Origin of the sequence: Paenibacillus sp. Y412MC10, from assembly GCF_000024685.1 — a bacterium.
Lineage (GTDB): Bacteria > Bacillota > Bacilli > Paenibacillales > Paenibacillaceae > Paenibacillus_AQ > Paenibacillus_AQ lautus_A.
This window is the reverse complement of the sequence record NC_013406.1, coordinates 6,664,539-6,685,321: the sequence shown is the minus strand read 5'-3', so window position 1 is coordinate 6,685,321 and position 20,783 is coordinate 6,664,539. Positions and strand designations below refer to the sequence as shown.

Sequence of the window (20,783 nt, the reverse complement as noted above, 5' to 3'; positions counted from 1 at the left end):
CTGTTTTGGTGATCATCGGCAAACGGATGGAGGGATGGCTATGTATAAGGTCCTGTTAGTGGATGACGAAGAGCTTGATCTGGAGGGCATGAAACGCTTTATTCCCTGGTCTGATCTGGGCATGGAAGTGAGGGGGAGCGTAAACAATGCGCTGGCTGCCTGCGAAATCATGGAGGAAGAGCCCATCGATATATTGGTCAGCGACGTGAACATGCCCTATATGTCGGGACTGGAGCTGGCGCGCATTGCACTTGAGCGCAGGCCCAACATGCGCATTATATTTGTGAGCGGGTATCAGGAATTCAGCTACGTTCAGCAGGCCATGTCCTTGAAAGCCTACAGCTATGTCCTAAAGCCGATGAACGACAGCGAATTGGTCACCTCCCTGCTCAAGGTAAAGCGGGATTTGGACGATGAGACCAAGCAGCGCGAGGTGGAGATGGCTTACCAGCGAATGATTCCGATCGTGAAGAGCGATTTGCTCATTCGTCTGCTCCGGGAGGAAGAGACGGAGGACAACGAATCGTTATCCAAGCTGACGGTTTCCTGCGGGCTGGACCGCATGAACTGGCCCATTCGCGTCGTGGTGATGGAATTGGATAATCTACTGTGGAGGCAGGGAGGGAGCTTCACCTCGCAGCGGGAAGTCTCGCGCATATTTCTGCAGCAGATTCACGATGTGATCGCGAGGCAAGGCATCGTGCCTTACTGCAAGCTGTCTTCCCAGCGAGTGGCGCTGCTGCTGGAGGACGAGGCCGTCGAGCCGACCGTACATAAGGTATATGACGCCATCCAGCAGCTGACGCCGGCCTCCATTACTACGGGCATCAGCGGGCTGGCATATGCGATGGAGGAGCTTCAGTCATCGTATCGGCAGGCGATCGAAGCCGTAGAAGGGAAGATGTTCCTCGGCAAGGGCAGCCTGATCAAATACGAGGATGTGCGCGCGGAGCCGGGCATGCTGGATTCCAGAATGCTGGATGCGCACATGAACAAGCTGCTTGCCGCGATGGAAGGCTATGAGCTCGTCCGCATCTGCGACGAAGTAGAGGGGCTGTTCGGCTCCATTACGAATCTGCGTTCCCGCTTCTCGGTTCACAACATGTCCAATTACATCATTTGGCGCCTGGATCAGTATCTCAGCAGCCGGAACGAGGATCTGTTCGAGCTGCTCGGCATGGAGATCCACCATTTGGATATCTTGATGCAATTCGACACCATCAACGATATCCGTTCTTGGTTTGTGCAGCGGATATTCGAAATTTCCGAACGGCTGTATGAAAAAAACAACTCGAAGGACAGCAAATTCATCCGTAACGTGATTCATACCATCCGTGAACGAATGAGCGAGAATATCACCATTAAGGATATCGCCCAGCATTTTTCTTTTTCCCCGAGCCATATCGGCTTTCTGATCAAGGAGAAATCGGGGAGCACCTTTAACGAGCTGTTGGTGCAGCTGCGTATGGAGAAGGCGCAAGAGCTGCTGAAGCAGCCGGGGCTGAAAATATACGAAGTGGCCGATCAGGTAGGGTATCGGTATCTCCCCTATTTCAGCAGGCAGTTCAAGGAGCGATACGGCATGACCCCTCTCGAATTCCGGAAGCGGGAGGATTAAGGAGGTCCATGATGCAATCGGTCCGGGAGAAGAAAGCAAGCGCGAGATACGTGCCGATCGGTTTAAAACTCATGCTGTCCTATATCTTGTTCATCCTGATTCTGGTGGCCGTGAACTTTTACGTCTCCCATTCGATGTACGATGCTTCCATGCGCAAGCAGACCCGCTTGAACATTCAAGGGACGCTGCTGCAGATAAAGGACAATGTGACCTACAAAATGAACGATATCGTTCAGACCTCGGCGACGCTGTACGATAACCGCACTCTGGTGCTTAGTCTGCGTTCGTTTGAAGAAGGCGTCGAGGGCTACAACCGGATGAATCAGGTGATCATTCCCAAGCTGGAAAGCGCCTCGAAGGCGATCGGCTTGAACTTGAGGATGTCCGTTTATTTTCATAATGAGTCCGTGAATGAAAGATACAAGGTATGGCGTGACGACAGCACCCGCGACTTCAACGAGCAAACGGCGGATATCTATCATATGGGCCGCATCGTGGACACGGCGTGGTATCGGGACATTCCGGCTGAGCAGTATAACGAGACCATGTTGTGGAAGCAGGTGGAAGAGGATGAGCGTGACGGCAGAATATCGCTGATTCGCCGAATCGTCGATATGAACAATCCGCTGGCGATCGCCGAAGTGGGCATTATGCGCTTTAGCGTTCGCAAGAGCGAGTTGTTCGACAGCGTGAACTTCAAGAAGCTGGGCGCGGGCAGCGAGTTGATTGTGCTGGATGGTGCGGGGGAGGCTGTCTTTACTTCGGGCAAGCTGCTGAATAAAGGCGGAACGGCGAGCATCGCCGGTACGAACCGATACGTCTCCCCTGGCGGCTTTCCGGATCCGGAATACCTCACCATCGAGGAGCGTCTTCCGCAGCTGGACTGGAAAATCATTGCCCATGTGCCGCTGACGATCATTGAACAGGAAGCCGTGCGGGTTCGGACGTATTTCATTACGATCTGCTTGCTGTGCGTAGCATTATTAATCGGAGCCGGCTTTATTATTTCGCGCTATTTCTCCAAGCGGATCAATAAAATTGTATCGGTGCTCAACTCCTTCCGGGAAGGAGATCTGCATAAGCGCATGCCGGATAAGGGGAAGGGAGAGTTTTCCCAAATCGCCAATGCCTTGAATGAGATGGGAGAAGATTTTGAAGCGCTGATTAATAAGGTCTATCTGACCCAGATCCAGAAGAAAGAGGCGGAGCTTGAGATGCTGCAGACTCAGATCAACCCACATTTTCTGTACAACACGTTGTCATCGATCAACCAGCTGGCCAAGTTCGGGGAGAACGAGAAGCTGCAGAAGATGGTGGTGGAGCTGGCCCAATTCTATCGCCTTACCTTAAATTCGGGGAAGACGCTGATTCCGGTAGCGGTGGAGGTGGAGCAGGCGAACGCGTATCTGGACATCCAGAAGGTAAAATATGGCCAGCGCATGGAAGTCACTTTTGATATCGATACGAATATATGGCCTTACGAGACCATTAAGCTGATCCTCCAGCCCTTTATTGAGAATGTGCTGAAGCATGCTTGGAGTGGAGATCGCATTCATATTCGGATTTCGGTTCACAAGGAAGGCGACGATATTCTGTACCGGATCATAGATGATGGTCTAGGCATGAAGCAGGAGCGAATACAGGAGATATTCGATCCCCGGGATAACAGCCATACGGGCTGCGGCATCCGCAACATTGATCAGCGGGTGAAGCTGCATTACGGGAGCGAGTACGGCGTTTCCATCTTCAGCAAAGTCGGAATCGGGACCTCGGTTCAAATACGCATACCTGCAAGAGCGAGAAATGCTAACCCGGATAAGAGAGGGGGATAGACGGGAGCCCCGGACCAGAGCGGTTCCTCGTGAAGCGGGGATCCGCTTTTTAGCGCCTGTTCGCTGTTAAGGTAAAGCGTCAATGAGTGTGCTTGCTAAAAATGGATCTCTCAAGCGATACTAGGATTTGGGCGATAAGAAATGACAAGCATTGTGCATTCATTCAGGTTATAGGAGTATCAAAATAGAAGGCCTTTGCCTCTTTCCTTTAAGAAGAATTTATAAAAGCCCGCATGGGCTTTTTTTAATATATTAGAATTTATAAAGTTTTTTGGGGTCCCCGCAAAGTATTTGGAATAAGCATCGGAGCATAGGCTCCACTTTGTGGGGCTATTTTAGGTTTTATGCGTAAATATACTGCTGCGAGGCTGCTGGGAGATAATAAACATGAAATGGTTGGAGCAGTACCCTAAGGAAGTAAAAGGTTTTCTTGTTGCAAGTCTCGTTGCCTCCGCAGGCGGCTCCTTGATGTGGCCGCTGACAACGATGTACGTATTCGACGAGCTGGGACGCAGCATGCAGGATGCGGGCTTTGTCATCTTGATTCAGTCCATGGGGGGCATCGCGGGTCAGCTCCTTGGCGGCGCGTTATATCACCGGGTCGGGGTGAAGAAGCTGATCGTAGGCTCGCTCCTGCTGAACGCCCTCGGATTGTTCACCCTCCCGTTCATTAACGGATTATGGGGCTTGTTCATCGCGATGATGGGCTTCATCGGATTCTGCAACGCCGTATCGATGCCGGCCATCCAGGCCTTTATCGGCTTCCGGTTTGCCGATCGGCGGGGCGAATTGTTTAACGTCATCTATGTTGCCAATAATATCGGCGTAGCCTTGGGAACGGCCATGAGCGGGTTCCTGGCGGAGATATCGTATCATTTAAGCTTTGTCTTAAACGGCGTCACGTCCTTCGGCTTTGCGATTTTCTTCCTGTCTTACCTGACGAAGCTGGGCGGAACGGGTGCGTCCGACGGGTCGCATCATCCGCAGCCCAAGAGTCCGCTTCCGGCGGGGCCCGGCGCTTGGGCACTGCTTGGGGACACCCGCATCTATCTCTTTATGGGACTGGGCTCGCTGTTCCTATGGTTCGGCAATTCCATCTGGAACACGGGCGTGTCTCCGTTTATCATCTCGGAGGGGATGTCCAAGACGGCTTACGGTTATTTGTGGACGCTGAACGGGATCCTGATCTTTGCCGCCCAGCCGCTGACCAATGCCATCAAGCGATGGGCGGCCCGCACGGAGAGCAGCCAGATGACCGCGAGCGCCTTGTTCTACCTGGCGGCTTATGTCGTCATCGTGGCGATGCACAGCTATCCGGGCATGATCCTTGCGATGGTGCTGGCCACATTGGGCGAAATGCTCATTTCGCCAGCGATCCCGGCTTTTATTTCGGAACGCGCGGGACAAGCCGCTCCGTTCTATATCGGCGTGACCGGCGGCATGGGAGCCGCTGGCCGGGTGATCGGGCCTTATGCCATGGGAACGATGTATGACGGCGGCGGGCTGACTCCGGTGGCGTGGTTGGCCGCGGGAGTTGCCGTATTGTCATTCCTGTCGTTTGCGGTGCATGCCCGGCTTAGCAGGGACTGGGGGCTGGGCCATGACCGTCATGACAAGAAGGAACGCCAACTTAACGCTTAGCGCACTAATAAAGTGACGGATCACGGCAGAATCATATTAAGCAGCAGGCATGCTTCGGAGCCTGCTGCTTTTTTGCCTGCGGTTCATAGCTTACAGCCGTTGTCAAAGAAACGCCTTACAAAAAAAATAAAAAGGATATTGAAATCGCTCTCAGGGGGAGCTATAATGAACGTGTCGAAACGTTTCAAAACGAAATGCGTTTTTTGAAGTTATCAAGCAAGAAATCTTCTTATTAGGTTTACACAAGAGCATGATTATCCTAAGGATAACCATGGAAAGGTGCTCCATAGGGGGAATGAAGAGACATTGGGATTATAGAAACAACCTTTATCCGGCGTCTTTATTTTTTCGAATAAAATCGAAACGTTTCGAAGTAAGTGCTTTCAATTTATGTTTTGCATTACGTTTCGCATGCTGGTAAACATTAAAAACGGGGTGAATGTAGAATGAGAAAAAAATCAATATTGTGGACGTTGGCAGCTTTGCTGGTGTTCTCGGTCGTATTAGCCGGATGCTCGGGCGGGTCTGAGAAAGCAGACGGAGGCAGCGAAGGCGGCGGTGGCAAGAAGGAACTGAAAGTATGGTTGATGGGTGACGAAACGGACGAAACCTTGATTAAGCAATACGAAGAGAAGAATCCCGGCGTGAAGGTAAGCGTTCAATCCATTCCTTGGGGAAGCGCGCATGACAAGCTGTTGACGGCGGTTGCCTCGAAGAGCGGCCCGGACGTCGTGCAGATGGGTACAACCTGGATCCCTGAATTCGCGCAAGCCGGCGCTTTGCTTGACCTGACGCCGTATCTTGAGCAATATCCGAATTTGAAGCCGGAGAATTATTTCGACGGTGCCGTTCAAACGATGAGTTACGACGACAAGGTTGTCGGCATTCCGTGGTACGTGGAAACACGCGTATTGTTCTACCGTACCGATATTCTTGCTGAAGTAGGCTATCCTGAAGGTCCTAAGACTTGGGATGAGATGAAGGATGCCGGCCAGAAACTGGCAGCCAGAGGTAATGGCAATTACGCAATCACCATCGATGCCAAAGACATGAACTACCTGTCCATGTTTGCTTGGCAGAATGGAAGCGCTATGATCGACGAGAACCGCAAGCCTCATTTCAACGAGCCGGAATTCATGGGAGCCATGGAATACCTGAAGAGCTTCTACGACACAGGCATGACGCCGCTTGCGAGCGATTTGGATCTGTTTGCCGCATTTAAGGACGGACAGTTCCCGATGTTCATCAGCGGTCCTTGGATGATTCAAGGCGTGAAGGATAAAGCGCCTGAGATTGAGGGTAAATGGGCAACCACAACCCTTCCTGCAAAAGAAAACAACGCATCGTTCCTTGGCGGAGCTAACATGTCCGTATTCAGCAGCACCAAAAATGCAGATGAAGCCGTTAAATTCATCTCCTTCATGAGCGAACAAGAATCGCAGCTGACCAACTACGATGTATCCAAAAACTTGCCTGCCATTAAGAGCGCATGGGAAGACAAACGCTTTGAAGATCCAATCTTCGCTACATTCGGAAAACAGCTTGAGAACGCCAGACCTGTTCCGTTCATCAAAGAGTGGGATGCGGTTTCCCAAGAAGCCATCGCTGCCTTTGAAAGAATCACGGTGGGCGGTGCGGACATCAAGACCGAAATGGATCAGTTGAACGCGAAGGCTACCGAAATTCTATCCAAATAACAAAAGCGTGTAACGCAGCCCGGCTTGTTTCTTCAGACGATGATGAAACAAGCCTGACTGCTTCCATAGCGTATCATCGAAACCCATTTTTGCAGGAGGTGAATGACATTGCAGAACTTTATCAAGCGCTTTAACCGCTATAAGTACCCTTATATGTTTATTGCGCCCGCGCTGGTGCTGCTTCTGACGTTCTCAATCATTCCGATCATCATTGCGCTTGTCATCAGCTTCACGAACATCGACCTGGCGGGTCTCGCCAATTACTCCAATATTGAAGCCGTCGGCTTCGATAACTTCATGAATGTATTTAAAGATCCGGTTTTCCTGAAATCCATGTTTAACACCATGTTCTATGTTATTATCGGAGTTCCGCTTGTCGTTATGCTTGCCATGGGCGCTGCATTGCTGCTTAACTATGGCACGGGATGGCTGTTCAAGACGTTCCGCGTTGTTTATTACATGCCTTCCATTACGAATATTGTGGCGGTCGCGGTTGTTTGGGGTTACCTCTATAACAGCCATTATGGCCTCTTTAACCATATGTTATCCTGGTTTGGTATTCCCGCGCAGCAGTGGCTGAATGATCCCACGCTTGCCAAGTTATCGCTGATCCTTCTGGCTGTATGGAAATCGATCGGTCTTAACATGATTATATTCCTTGCCGCCCTTCAAGGCATTCCGCGTTCCTATTATGAAGCGGCGGAGATCGATGGCGCGAGCAAGTGGAAGAAGCTGTTGTACATCACCGTTCCGCTGCTCAGCTTTGCGACCTTCTTTGTCACCATTACAACGCTGATCGGCTGGATTCAGTTCTTCGAAGAGCCGCTGGTTATGACCAAGGGCGGACCGCTGAATTCCACGATGTCGATGGCCCTTTTCATATACAACAATGGCTTCCAGCTCAGTAATTTCGGTTATGCGGCCGCAGGATCGTTTGTGCTCTTCTTCATTATCATTGTTGTGACGATCGCGCAATTCGCAGTCAAGAAAAAAGATGTCGAGTATTAAGATGCAAGCGATGTTCCGTATCGTAACTGAAGGAGGCTTTAGGGTATGGCAGCGAAAAGAATAGAAAAGACGGTCATGACGGTGCTGCTCATTGCAGGGGGACTGCTGATGATGATCCCGTTTATCTGGATGATCACGTCCTCGTTCAAGCCGGAGAATGAATTTACGGCGGTTCCGCCGACGTTATTGCCCAAAGAATTTACCATGAAAAATTATGTGGATTTATTTACGAAGCTGGACTTTATGGTTTACCTCAAAAATACGCTTATTATTGTGTTCTGGTCCTTTGTGGGTCTGTTCCTCAACGCGCTTGCAGGATATGCATTCGCCAAGTTTGAGTTTCCGGGCAACAAAAAATTGTTTTATCTCGTGCTCGCCACGATGATGATTCCGGGACAGGTGACCATGATTCCGGTGTATCTGCTGATTAACGCCATGGGCTTGACCAATACGATGGCAGGTATCGTGCTCCCCGGTTTGGTCGGCGCTTTCGGTATTTTCCTGTTCCGTCAGTTCATGTCGACGATCCCGACGGATCTGATCGAGGCATCAAGACTGGATGGCGCGGGAGAGCTGCGGATTTTCTTCCGTTTGATCGTTCCGATCACGAAGCCGGTATTTGCGGTGCAGGGAATATTAGCCTTCATCGGCGCCTGGAACAGCTTCTTGTGGCCTCTCATTATGGCAAACGACCAAAAGCTTTATACGCTTTCGGTAGGTTTGCAGCTTCTGAAAGGACAGCATGGATCCGATTTCGGTCTGCAAATGGCAGGTGCTGCATTTATGGTTGTTCCGATCATCATCGTATTTTCTTTCTTCCAAAAACATATTATTGAAGGATATACGATCTCTGGCATGAAATAAGATAGTATAGAGTTTTTAAGTAGTAGAAGGGGCGAAAGGAAATGGCAACGATAAAGGATGTGGCAAAGCTCGCTGGAGTCGCCTTGTCGACGGCTTCATACGCGTTAAGTGGCGACAGCAGAGTGAGTTCCAAGACAAGATCAAAGGTGCTCGAGGCAGCAAGACAGCTGAATTATCGGAAGAACGGATTTGCCATGGATTTGAAGCGGAGCCGCACCAAGACCATCGCTCTAATTCTGACGGATTTATCCGGGCCCTATTATTCCGAGTTGATCCGAAGCGTGCAGGAAGTTGCTTTGACCAACGGGTATGATCTGATAGCCTGCAGCTCGATGGGCGGCAGGGATTCGACGGCGGTTAAATTTTTGCGGGAGAAGAGGGCCGACGGTGCCATCATTCTCGCGCCCAATATTCGCGATGAAGTTCTAATCGAGACCTCCGGGCCTCAATTTCCGATCGTCGTGATGGATCGTCCATTATGCAGCGAATTCCTGGTCAATGTGCTGGTCGACGGGGAGCAGGGAGGATACACGGCTACGCGTTACCTGCTGGAGAACGGACATCGGCACGTAGCCTATATTAGCGGTTCCTCGGACTCGTACGATAATCATTTGCGTTATCAAGGGTATTTAAGGGCACTCGCGGAGGCGGGGCTGGAGGAGCAGTCGAAGTGGCGCCTTAGCGGCAACTTTGTGCGCGAGGGTGGTTACAATGCCACCAAGATGATGATTATGCAGGGGTCGCTCCCAACGGCCGTATTTTACGGCAACGACGAGATGGCCATCGGAGGGCTGAAGGCATTCGAGGAAAGCGGAATTTCGGTGCCGGATGATGTGTCCGTCATCGGGTTCGACGATATCCAATTAGCCGAATACGTGAATCCGCCGCTGACGACCATCAGGCAGCCCAAGAGCGAAGCGGGATCGCTTGCAGCCCATCTGCTGTTTCAGATATTGGGCGGCGAATCCGTAAAGCAGTCGTACATGCTGACAACGGAAATGATGGAGCGTGCATCTGCAGGGAAGAGCAAAGTAGAAAGTTAATGTTACCGGATCGGAGATGAGGAACTTGGCATGGATCACGTGTGATTTTTATTCCGAAACACTACAGCTGTCTACCGGCATCGAGGTTTTTATACCGCAAGCCGCGCTGATGCCATACGGTTCTTCTTCGAAGCTGCCGGTGCTTTATTTGCTTCACGGCCGCGGCGCGGACCAGACCGAATGGATGCGCAGATCGTCCATCGAGCGGTACGCCGAGGATAAAGGCATCGCACTCGTGATGCCGGGAGTCGGACGAAGCTATTATATGGACATGGCCAACGGTCCGTCTTACTTTACCTTCCTGAGCGAAGAGCTTCCGCAGCTGGTTCAGTCGTTCTTTCCGGTGTCCGGACGCAGGGAAGATACCTTTGTCGCCGGAATTTCCATGGGCGGGTATGGCGCATTTAAGCTGGCCATGAGTTATCCGGAGCGTTATGCGGCCGGCGCAAGCCTGTCGGGAGGGCTGGATCTCGCCAGCCGGGCTGCAGGACCGGGCTTCCAGGAACACGAAATCCGTACCCTGTTCGGAAGCGTCGACCGATTGCGGGGAAGCCGGGACGACTTGCTGTATTTAGCTTCGGAATTCGCAGCATATGGGGGTAACAAACCGATGCTGTATCAGTGCTGCGGAACGGAAGACTTTTTATATCATGATAACCAAACGTTTAGACGATATGCGGACAGTCTGGGGATTCCGATGACATACGAGGAAGAACCGGGCGGACATGAATGGGGATATTGGGACCGTAAAATTCAGCGTGTGCTGGATTGGCTGCCACTGCCCTGATTTTTTCGTCCGTTTTTATTGAAACGTTTCGATTATGTCACAGACACAGGCTGATTTTCTCGCTTTTTAAACAATGGATGTATAGGTAGAAAATCCTATTAAATATAAGGTTTTATGAATATATTTCATGGTTTGAGCAAGAATCAAAACGTTTCGAATTGACTAGATCGTGAAGGTTAAGACATAGGAGGATGGGAAATGGCAGATCAACAACTGACTTCTCTGGTCGAGCAGATGACGCTGGAGGAAAAAATTGCGCAGCTTATACAACTGGCCGTCCCTTTTTTCGAAGGAGCTCAAGAATCGGGGCAAATTACAGGACCGATGGAGTCGCTGGGCATCACCGATGAGATCGTAAGCAATGCAGGCTCGGTGCTGGGCTTGGCGGGGGCGGAGGAAGTGATAGCCGTCCAAGAAGCGCATATGCGCAAAAATCGATTAAAAATTCCGCTGCTCATGATGGCCGATATCGTACACGGCTTCAAAACGATCTTCCCGGTGCCGCTGGCCATGGGAAGCTCGTGGGACCCTGTCCTTGCGGAGCGGAGCGCAGAAATCGCCGCGCGCGAAGCAGCGGTATCCGGCCTCCACGTGACATTTGCGCCGATGGTGGACCTTGTGCGCGATCCGCGCTGGGGACGCGTGATGGAGTCGACCGGTGAAGATCCCTATCTGAACAGTGAATTTGCAAGAGCGTTTGTCAGAGGTTTTCAAGGCGACGACTTAAGTGGCGATGTAAACCGGCTGGCTGCGTGCGTGAAGCATTTTGCCGCCTATGGAGCCGGTGAAGGCGGCCGTGATTACAACACGGTGGACATGTCCGAGCGCCAGCTTCGGGAGTATTACTTGCCTGCGTACAAGGCCGCGCTGGATGAGGGAGTCGAGATGGTCATGACCGCCTTTAATACCGTCGATGGCATACCGGCTACAGGCAATAAGCGGCTGATGCGCGATTTGCTGCGTCGCGAATGGGGATTCGACGGCGTGTTGATTTCCGACTGGGGAGCGGTCAAAGAGCTGATCCCTCACGGAGTTGCCGAGGACGAGGCAGAAGCAGCGTTAAGAGCCATCGAGGCTGGCGTGGACATCGAGATGATGACCTCCAGCTACGTGCATCATTTGCCGCAAATGGTACGCGATGGACGGGTGGATGAGAGCCTGATCGATGAAGCGGTGCTGCGTATTCTGTCATTGAAAAAGCGTCTTGGACTGTTCGAGCGTCCTGTGCGGGGAGCCGACCCGCAAGCCGAACGGGAGATCGTGTTCTGCGAGGAGCACCGTCAGGCGGCCCGTGAAGCCGCCGCGAAATCCTGCGTGCTCCTGAAGAACGACTCCCTGCTGCCGCTGAGAGGCGGTCAGCGGGTAGCCTTGATCGGCCCGTTCGCTGCCAGCGGCGACATACTCGGCCCATGGTCCTGGACAGGCGCTAAAGAAGATGCCGTCACGCTGGAGCAGGGACTGGGGTCCAAGCTGCCTTCCGGTGCGCTGACGGTGGCCGAGGGCTGCAGCGTGAGCGCTATGACCGGTCAGCAGCTGGAAGAGGCGATGGGAACCGCGAAGGAAGCCGATGTGATCGTGCTGGCACTGGGCGAGGATTCCGAGATGAGCGGCGAAGCCGGCAGCCGCGGGTTTATCACGCTGCCGCAGCCGCAGCTCGAATTGATCTGCCATTTGAAAACGCTGGGGAAGCCGATGGCAGCCGTCTTGTTCAACGGCCGCCCGCTGGATTTGCACGGCGTGCTGGATGAGGCCGATGCCGTGCTGGAAGCCTGGTTCCCGGGAAGCGAAGGCGGGGCGGCCATCGCTTCGCTGCTGACGGGCCAGATCAATCCTTCCGGCCGTCTCAGCATGTCGTTCCCTTATTCCGTCGGACAGGTGCCGGTCTATTACAACCATTATAATACCGGGCGGCCGAAGGGTGCGCCGGATGCGCAGGTGCGCTATGTATCGCAGTATTTGGACATTCCGAATGAGCCGCTGCTGCCCTTTGGATTCGGCCTAAGCTATACCGAATTCGAATACGGAAACATGGAGCTTTCAGCGGAAGAGATGTCTTCGGAACAGCCGCTTGAGATCAAAGTATCTGTTACGAATGCCGGCGATATGGCCGGGGAAGAAGTCGTCCAGCTGTACGTCCGCGACTGTTCCGGCGAGGTCGTCAGACCGGTCCGGGAACTGAAGGATTTCCGCAAGGTGCTGCTGCAGCCGGGAGAACGGCAGGAAATCACCTTTATCCTGACCGAAGAACAGCTGCGTTATCACCATTCGGACCTGTCCTTCACGAGCGATGCCGGCGAGTTCGACCTCATGGTCGGAAGGAATAGCCGGGATACGGAGATCAGACGTTTTCGGCTTCGGAAATAACGCGACCAACATCATTTATGCAGAATAGGAAGTGAAACTTGTGACAGCCAATCATGTAATGAACGATGCGAAAGTTGTACTCCAGGCGGGAGAATTGACGTTTACCTTTTTGCCGAGCGGGGATCTTTATCAAGCTGCTTACGGCACGACGATGATCAATCAACTGCTCTCCAATTCGATTGACGGCGCCCTCAACAATTTGTTTCTAAGAATCCATACCGAAGACGGCATCGAGGCCGTTCCCATGCTCGGGGTGCATTCCCGAAGCGTGGTCACGCATGCGGATAACCGGATGATGTGGGAAGGCAGCGTCAAGGGAGTGGTCTATACGATACGGTTTACCCCAACGGATGCCGGTGCGTGGTTTTGGGATATCGAACTCCAAGGGGAAGGAATACAAGCCGACGTCGTCTACGGGCAGGATATCGGGATTGCCCTTCCGGGCGCCGTTCGAAACAATGAAGCGTACCTGTCCCAATACATCGACCATGCCGTGTTCCGTCAGGAAGATCGGGGTTATGTCGTGTGCTCCCGCCAAAATCAGCCGCAGGGTGGCGCATTCCCTTATCTTCAGCAGGGATCGCTGACATCGGCGGTCGGGTATGCCACGGACGGCTTTCAGTTCTTCGGTCTTTCCTATAAAGAGACGAATCGGGCAGAGGCTTTATTCAAAGAGAGCCTCCCGAATGAGGTATATCAATACGAGTTTGCCTATACGGCTCTGCAGTCCCCTCGCGTAACGTTGAACGGGACGGCCCGGTTCGTATTCTACGGTTTGTTTAAGGAGGATCATCCGGATGCCGTCACTGCGCTCGAATACCAGGAGGAGCTCCAGGCCGCCTGGCAGCAGGCGGAAGCACGCCGTTTGACCGATACGGGCAATAAGCTGCCGCAGATGGAACGTTCCGACCGCTTCGGCGAACCTCTGCAGACCGTGCCGCTGACGGCAGACGAACTGAACGCACTGTATCCTGTACGCCGCCAAGAGGAGAGAGACGGGGAAACGCTGCTTTCGTTCTTCACGGACACCTATGAGCATATCGTCTTGAAGGAGAAGGAGCTTCGCGTGGAGCGTCCGCACGGCCATATCTTGATGAGCGGCAACAACGTCAAACTGGGCAGCCCGGTCATCACGACCACCTCCTACATGTATGGCGTGTTTAATTCCCAGCTGGTGACGGGAAACACGAACTTTAACAAAATGATGAGTCATGCGCGGAACGCGCTGAACGTGCCCAAGACTTCCGGACAGCGGATCTATGTCGAGATGGACGGACAGTACCGCCTCTTGACGATGCCGTCCGTGTTCGAGATCGGTTTTAACTATGTACGCTGGTATTACAAAACCGAAAACGACAAGCTGATCATCACGAACTTCACGTCCGCCGCGGCACCGGAGGTTACGCTTCAGGTCCGTTCCGAAAGCGGAAGAGCCTACCGTTATCTGGTGACCATGCAGATGACGATGGATGTCAACGAATATGAAGTGCCGTATCATGTGGTCCAGGAAGACGGCGTCCTCACGTTCCGTGCCGACTCGGCTTCGCTGAGCGCGTCCGTGTACAAGGATCTGCATTATCGGCTTGGGGTGACGGGAGCCGATATGCAGGTGACGGACGAAACCTGTCTGGCAAGCAACATCGCGCCAGGGAGCGCTTCCTTAACGGTGCTTGAGCTCGCCGAGAGTGTCGAGTGGGCCATGACGGTGCAAGGCAGCCTTGATGCAGCGGATGCTCCAATCGAGGCGCGGAATGCGGATGAGGAGATTGCAAACTATCGTTCGTTTTACGCATCCGTTATGAACGGGTTCCATCTGAGCTTGAACAACGGGCAGGATGACGGCTTATTCAAAGTCAATGCGCTTGCCTGGTGGTATACGCACAATATGCTCGTCCATTATTCGGTGCCGCACGGGTTGGAACAGTACGGCGGTGCGGCGTGGGGAACGCGCGATGTATGCCAGGGGCCCGTGGAATACTTCATGGCCACGCATAAATACGAGCAGGTCCGCGACATCCTGCTTGAGGTGTATTCCCACCAATATGAGGATGACGGAAACTGGCCGCAGTGGTTCATGTTTGATAAGTATGCCCATATCCAGCAGGAAGAGAGCCACGGCGACATCATCGTATGGCCGCTGAAGGTGCTGGGCGATTATTTGGCCGTTACCAACGATTACAGCATCCTGGAGTCGGCCGTTCCTTACACGAGAAAGCACAGCTTCGATTTTACGGAGCGGACGTACACCGTGCTTGAACACGTGAAGAAGCAAATAGCCTATATTCAGGAGCATTTCCTTCATGGTACCCATCTGTCTTCGTATGGGGACGGGGACTGGGACGATACGCTGCAGCCGGCTAACGCCCAGTTGAAGCAGTTCATGGTCAGCAGCTGGACGGTCGCCTTGACGTATCAGACCTTGAACCAGTTCTCCCGCGTCATGGAAAGCGTGGATCAAGCGATGTCGGGTGCGATGGGGGAACTCGCTGAAGGAATTCAGCGGGATTTCAATACCTATATCCTGAATTCCGAAGTCATTCCGGGCTTTGTCTATATGGAGAGCAAGGAGCAGAGCAGATTCCTGCTGCATCCTTCCGATCAGGAAACGGGGATCCAGTACCGCCTGCTGCCGATGACCCGCAGCATGATCAGCGAGCTGTTGACCCCGGAGCAGGCGGCCAGCCATTATGAGATTATTCGGGAGCAGCTGTTCTGTCCGGACGGCGTAAGGCTGATGAACCGCCCGGCGGTATATGCCGGCGGCGTCAGCACGCACTTTAAGCGGGCGGAGCAAGCGGCGAATTTCGGCCGGGAGGTTGGCCTTCAATATGTGCATGCGCATATCCGCTTTGTCGAAGCCATGGCCAAGCTCGGCAAGAGCAGCGAGGTTTGGAGCGGGCTTGAGCGCATCAACCCGATCGGCATCACCGAGGTGGTGCCGAATGCGGAGCTGCGCCAGAGCAATGCTTATTTCAGCAGCTCGGACGGAAAGTTCAACACGCGCTACGAAGCCCAGGAATCGTTTGATGCGCTGCGCGGCGGAGACATACCTGTCAAAGGGGGATGGCGGATTTATTCCAGCGGTCCGGGGATCTACATGAATCAGCTGATCTCCAATGCGCTGGGCATCCGCGAAGCGGGTGGCGACCTGGTGATCGACCCGGTTCTGCCGAAGGCGCTGGATGGTTTGGAGTTCCAATTCAACTATGCCGGCGTGCCGGTAACATTCGTTTATCATATGGATGGCGCCGAGCGGACCCGTGTCACGATCAACGGGCAGGATGTATCCGCGAATACGGTCCAGAACCGCTACCGCACGGGAGGCGTTCGCATCTCGGGCGAAGATTTCAAGCGGTTGACCGGAAATGACGAACAAGGCTGCGTCGTGGATATTTACGGAGGCGTTCATGAACAATAAATCGTAACCCGTGAAACTCGTCTGCAGGAACCGAACCGGTCTGTTATAATGGAGGGAATGGTTATCGAAGCGAGGGATGTCGATGAAGACCCGTCAAGAGACAGTGACGATCCGGTTCTCGGAAATGAAGGATGCCGCTGCGCTTATGGAACTCGACGAACTGGTATGGGATCGTAATACGGCCCCGGAGCCCCTGAAATGGAGCTCGCGGGACCATTATCTTCTGCAGTGCCCGCCAGGCACGCAGCTTGTTGCGCTGCATGAAGGGGAGCTGTGCGGTTACGTCGGCTTCCGTTCGCCCACAGGCCTTAACAGCAATCGCCATGTGCTCGAGCTGAACATCGCGGTCCACCCTGCCCATCAGCGGCAGGGCATCGGACAGCGGTTGATCGAGGCGGCGAAGGATATGGCGCGGGTGGAAGGCATTGCGAAGCTGAGGCTGCGGGTGCTGTCCAGCAACCCGGGCGCGCTCTCCTTTTACAGAAACTGCGGGTTTAAGGAAGAGGGGCGGCTGATTCGGGAGTTCTACGTGGATGGACGTTACGTTGATGATATTTTAATGTGTTACTTCTTATCATGATTCCCCTCAGGATATCACCCTGGTCCGGTTCACGGATGCGAAAGAGATGAGATCATAGGCTTGAACAGTCCGGCGGTTTTGCCGGGTTGTTCGTATGATTAGGTCAACCAGAGAGTTCTGGTTGGCCTTTTTGTTTTTGGGGTCCTCCCACTGAAACGGCTTCTGGACAAGGGCATACCCGATTGCATATAGTAGATGAAAAGAAAGATAGCGGAGGTTGTTTTTCCATGACCATGGGCATTGTATCGCTGAATGTGGGAAAGCCTGTAACGGTGGATTACCAGGGGAAGGACCTGTCTACCGGAATTTATAAGCAGCCTGTGGAAGGCTCCTTGTTTCTAAGTTCATTGAATTTCGAAGGGGACGGGCAAGCCGATCTCATCAATCACGGCGGCTTGGATAAGGCGGTGTGCGCGTATCCTTCGGAGCATTATCCGTATTGGGAACGGTCCTTGGGCAAACCGATGCCGTATGCCGCATTCGGCGAAAATCTGACGCTGCGAGGGCTGCTGGAGGATGAAGTCCGCATCGGAGACGTATACCGGGTAGGGGAGGCGGTACTGCAGGTCAGCCAGCCCCGATATCCCTGCTTTAAGCTGTCGCAAAAGCATGGCGTCAAGGACATGCCGGCAAGGGTGCTGAACACGGGTTACAGCGGTTTTTATTTCCGCGTGCTCGAGGAAGGAAGCATCAGCGCAGACTCCCCCGTTACCCGGCTTGATTCCCAAGCTTCCGGCATCACGGTGCTGGAAGTGCTTCGCATGATGAAGGACGGGCGAAAGGATGAACAAGGGCTTGAGCGCATGCTGGAGATCGACGAACTCGCCTCAAGCTTGAAGTCGCAATTCGGGACATGGCTGGCGACCCTTCGAAGCCATCAGGATTGAAGTCGCACGGACTCTTGCCAAGCTCTAAGCCAAGGTTAGCCCGCGTTCTAGAACACATACGGACAACAAAAAGGGCTTGCGTCCTTTTGGTAGGATACAAGCCGTTTTTTTTATTGGAATTATAGAAAATGCCAGTACCGGCGAAGCTAAACCGTATGCGTTACCTCATCCGCTTCCATTCGCTCTGAATCATGCCGTAGACCGCATGGTTGACATAGCCTTGGGGCAGCTTCTCAGCTTCCCGTATGACTCCCTCAAGGACAAAGCCCAGACGTTCCGGAATCGCCCGGCTGCGATGGTTAGCCGTTGCGCATCGAATCTCCACCCGGTTCAGGCCCATGCGCATCAGCGCGTGATCCGTGAACGCGCGGCATGCGCTTGTCATCAGGCCTTGCCCCGTAAAATGCTGATCCAGCCAGTAGCCGATGCCGACCGAGCGGTTGTTCCAATCGATCTCGTGAAACGAGATCGTGCCCGCCAACTCCTCGCGCACCCAGATGCCTGCCGAGAAGCCGCCATTGTCGGCTGCTTGCTTCATGGCACCCTTGATATAGTTGAGGGTATCGTTAACCTCGGTGACGGCATCCACCCACGGAAGCCACTTGCGGAGACGGTCGCGCGACCGGTCGGTAATCTCGAACATCGCCCGTGCATGTTCGATGGCAAGCGGGCGCAATTCAACATGATCGTCCAATGTGTATCCAAACATACGGTATCTCCTTTGTTCTCCATCGCGAAGTATTAAGTATATGTACCTCTAACGAGTTCGCTTCACTTTTTGCTCCAATGCGTAAATATCTTCTTCCAGGGAAATCATGCGCTGGCTGACAACCGTTCTGCAATCGCTGAGCGCTTGGTTGTATAGATGAGGCCCCAAGGTCTCCACGAAAAAATCAAGAACACTCTCTGCGGCCAGATTTCCGAGGGTTTCGCCGCGTTCCGTTTCAAAGTATTCCTGCACCAATTCAATCAGCTGTTCGCGCTGTTCTTTTGGGAATTTGCTGGGCTTCATAAGATGATGGCCGGCCTCCTTCAAACACTGTTTTTCTCTCCATGCTACCCTATTAAAAAGCCCCCGTCAAAATGATTTTTGCCGCTATATCCGGCTAAGGGAGGAACCTCTGCAAGCAGGTTGAGGACTTGTAGTTATTGCCTCCCGGCCCCCCTGTCCCAAGTCGCGGGCTAACTGCGCGGGAGTGCCGAATTCCTTGAACAATCGCGTCATTACAGGTATATTTAAGAGAAACACGTTTATACAGGAGATAGACAGAAATTACAGGACGAAAGGTTGATCAACGTGGAGAACCATCGGGGCACCCCCTCCAATTTCATAAAGAATGTTATTACCGAAGACCTGAAGTCCGGTAAAGTCAAGGAGATCGTTACCCGTTTCCCGCCGGAGCCGAACGGTTACCTGCATATTGGACATGCCAAGGCCATTTGGATCAATTTTACGCTGGCCGATGAATTCGGCGGACGGACACACTTGCGGTTTGATGACACGAACCCGGTGAAGGAAGACATCGAGTACGTGAACTCCATCAAGGAAGACGTGAAGTGGCTTGGCTTCGATTGGGAAGAGCTGCGGTTCGCGTCCGATTATTTTGAAGAGATGTACAACCGCGCGGTGCTGCTGATTAAGAAAGGGAAGGCTTACGTGGACGACCAGTCCGCTGACCAAATCCGCGAAACGCGCGGAACCTTGACCGAGCCTGGACAGAACAGTCCATACCGGGACCGCAGCGTGGAAGAGAACCTGGATCTGTTCGAGCGGATGCGCAAAGGGGAATTCGCCAACGGTGAACGCGTGCTGCGCGCCAAGATCGATATGGCTTCCCCGAATATCAATCTGCGGGATCCGGTCATCTACCGGATCTCCCACGCGCATCATCACAATACAGGGGATAAGTGGTGCATCTATCCGATGTATGCTTTTGCCCATCCGCTGGAGGATGCCATCGAAGGGGTTACGCATTCCCTGTGCTCCCTGGAGTTTGAAGATCAGCGCCCGTTCTATGATTGGGTCGTGGCGGAATGCGAGATGGACAGCACGCCGCGTCAGTACGAATTCGGGCGTCTGAACGTGGCGCAGACGGTAACCAGCAAACGCAAGCTGAAGCAGCTCGTAGACGAGAACATTGTAGACGGCTGGGACGATCCGCGCATGCCGACGATCTCCGGACTTCGCCGTCTGGGCTATACGCCGGAAGCCATTCGTAATTTTGTGTTTGAGACGGGAATCTCGAAGGCTTACGGCACGGTGGACCGCCAAGTGATGGAGCACTTTATCCGTGAAGACCTGAAGCTGAAGGCTCCCCGCACGATGGCCGTGCTGGACCCGCTGAAGGTGGTTATTACGAACTACCCTGAAGGTCAGGTCGAATGGCTGGATGCCGAGAACAACACGGAGAATCCGGAGATGGGGATCCGCCAGATTCCGTTCTCGCGTGAGATTTATATTGAGCAAGAGGATTTCATGGAAGATCCGCCGAGCAAATATTTCCGCTTGTTCCCGGGCAATGAGGTCCGGTTGAAGCATGCGTATTTCATCAAGTGCAATGACGTGATCAAAGACGAGAACGGCAAGGTCGTCGAAATTCACTGCACATACGATCCGGAGACGAAGAGCGGCAGCGGCTTTACCGGACGCAAGGTGAAGGGGACGATTCACTGGGTGGAGGCCACGCAGGCCGTGCCTGCCGAATTCCGTCTGTTCGAGCCGCTGTTCAAGGACGAAGACGAAGAAGCGGAATTGGTACACGAGGTTGCAGGCGAAGCGGAGGAGGCAGCTGCCGAGAAGTCCTTCTTGGACGACATCAATCCAAATTCGCTGCAAATCGTGCAAGGCTTCGTGGAGCCGAATATGAAGGATGCAGCGCCGCAGGACAAGTTCCAGTTCTTCCGCCACGGATATTTCAACGTCGACTCGAAGTATTCGCAGCCAGGACGTCCGGTATTTAACCGCGTGGTTTCCCTGAAGAGCTCGTTCCAGCTTCCGAAGAACTAAACAAGCCAGAGAATAAAAAAAGGCACGGGTAGGTGCT

At 53.2% G+C, this 20,783-nt stretch carries 15 protein-coding genes; 13 read left to right on the top strand and 2 right to left on the bottom strand.

What is annotated here, in order from left to right; genetic code table 11:
• The first annotated feature begins 40 nt into the window (after positions 1 to 40).
• The 12 genes from GYMC10_RS29585 to GYMC10_RS29530 all read left to right on the top strand — a co-directional run bounded on the left by GYMC10_RS29585 (position 41) and on the right by GYMC10_RS29530 (position 17,739).
• Positions 41 to 1,618 carry a response regulator gene (locus tag GYMC10_RS29585; RefSeq protein ID WP_015737782.1) on the top strand — a complete coding sequence of 526 codons (1,578 nt, stop codon included), beginning with the start codon at positions 41 to 43 and terminating at the stop codon, positions 1,616 to 1,618.
• A gap of 11 nt (positions 1,619 to 1,629) precedes the next feature.
• Positions 1,630 to 3,450, top strand: a complete 1,821-nt coding sequence (locus GYMC10_RS29580; protein ID WP_015737781.1) for a sensor histidine kinase — start codon at positions 1,630 to 1,632, stop codon at positions 3,448 to 3,450.
• Positions 3,451 to 3,837: 387 nt separating this feature from the next.
• Positions 3,838 to 5,091, top strand: a complete 1,254-nt coding sequence (locus GYMC10_RS29575) for an MFS transporter (protein ID WP_015737780.1) — start codon at positions 3,838 to 3,840, stop codon at positions 5,089 to 5,091.
• 446 nt (positions 5,092 to 5,537) lie between these two features.
• Positions 5,538 to 6,788, top strand: coding sequence for a sugar ABC transporter substrate-binding protein (locus tag GYMC10_RS29570; protein ID WP_041622070.1), 1,251 nt, complete (start codon positions 5,538 to 5,540; stop codon positions 6,786 to 6,788).
• A 102-nt stretch (positions 6,789 to 6,890) separates the two neighbouring features.
• Complete coding sequence (locus tag GYMC10_RS29565; protein WP_009594508.1) at positions 6,891 to 7,796, top strand: carbohydrate ABC transporter permease; 906 nt, start codon at positions 6,891 to 6,893, stop codon at positions 7,794 to 7,796.
• A gap of 45 nt (positions 7,797 to 7,841) precedes the next feature.
• Positions 7,842 to 8,660 (top strand): carbohydrate ABC transporter permease, encoded by an 819-nt coding sequence (locus tag GYMC10_RS29560; RefSeq protein ID WP_009594477.1) that lies wholly within the window; start codon positions 7,842 to 7,844, stop codon positions 8,658 to 8,660.
• Positions 8,661 to 8,701: 41 nt separating this feature from the next.
• Positions 8,702 to 9,703: a LacI family DNA-binding transcriptional regulator gene (locus tag GYMC10_RS29555; RefSeq protein ID WP_009594543.1), complete on the top strand. Its 1,002-nt coding sequence runs from the start codon at positions 8,702 to 8,704 to the stop codon at positions 9,701 to 9,703.
• Positions 9,704 to 9,728: 25 nt separating this feature from the next.
• Positions 9,729 to 10,490 (top strand): alpha/beta hydrolase, encoded by a 762-nt coding sequence (locus GYMC10_RS29550; protein WP_015737777.1) that lies wholly within the window; start codon positions 9,729 to 9,731, stop codon positions 10,488 to 10,490.
• 198 nt (positions 10,491 to 10,688) lie between these two features.
• Positions 10,689 to 12,854 carry a glycoside hydrolase family 3 N-terminal domain-containing protein gene (locus GYMC10_RS29545; RefSeq protein WP_015737776.1) on the top strand — a complete coding sequence of 722 codons (2,166 nt, stop codon included), beginning with the start codon at positions 10,689 to 10,691 and terminating at the stop codon, positions 12,852 to 12,854.
• Positions 12,855 to 12,894: 40 nt separating this feature from the next.
• Positions 12,895 to 16,272 (top strand): GH36-type glycosyl hydrolase domain-containing protein, encoded by a 3,378-nt coding sequence (locus GYMC10_RS29540; protein WP_015737775.1) that lies wholly within the window; start codon positions 12,895 to 12,897, stop codon positions 16,270 to 16,272.
• An 82-nt stretch (positions 16,273 to 16,354) separates the two neighbouring features.
• Positions 16,355 to 16,852, top strand: coding sequence for a GNAT family N-acetyltransferase (locus tag GYMC10_RS29535; RefSeq protein WP_015737774.1), 498 nt, complete (start codon positions 16,355 to 16,357; stop codon positions 16,850 to 16,852).
• A gap of 227 nt (positions 16,853 to 17,079) precedes the next feature.
• The gene (locus GYMC10_RS29530; RefSeq protein WP_015737773.1) at positions 17,080 to 17,739 is read left to right on the top strand and encodes an MOSC domain-containing protein; all 660 of its coding nucleotides are present in this window, start codon (positions 17,080 to 17,082) and stop codon (positions 17,737 to 17,739) included.
• A 160-nt stretch (positions 17,740 to 17,899) separates the two neighbouring features.
• On the opposite strand, the gene GYMC10_RS29525 is transcribed toward GYMC10_RS29530, so the two are convergent.
• Together GYMC10_RS29525 and GYMC10_RS29520 are read right to left on the bottom strand one after the other, a co-directional pair.
• Positions 17,900 to 18,448: a GNAT family N-acetyltransferase gene (locus GYMC10_RS29525; RefSeq protein ID WP_009594522.1), complete on the bottom strand. Its 549-nt coding sequence runs from the start codon at positions 18,446 to 18,448 to the stop codon at positions 17,900 to 17,902.
• 48 nt (positions 18,449 to 18,496) lie between these two features.
• Positions 18,497 to 18,751 (bottom strand): DUF2164 domain-containing protein, encoded by a 255-nt coding sequence (locus tag GYMC10_RS29520; protein ID WP_009594520.1) that lies wholly within the window; start codon positions 18,749 to 18,751, stop codon positions 18,497 to 18,499.
• A 276-nt stretch (positions 18,752 to 19,027) separates the two neighbouring features.
• On the opposite strand from GYMC10_RS29520, the gene GYMC10_RS29515 reads away from it, so the two are divergent.
• The gene (locus GYMC10_RS29515; protein WP_015737772.1) at positions 19,028 to 20,746 is read left to right on the top strand and encodes a glutamine--tRNA ligase/YqeY domain fusion protein; all 1,719 of its coding nucleotides are present in this window, start codon (positions 19,028 to 19,030) and stop codon (positions 20,744 to 20,746) included.
• The last annotated feature ends 37 nt before the right edge of the window (positions 20,747 to 20,783 follow it).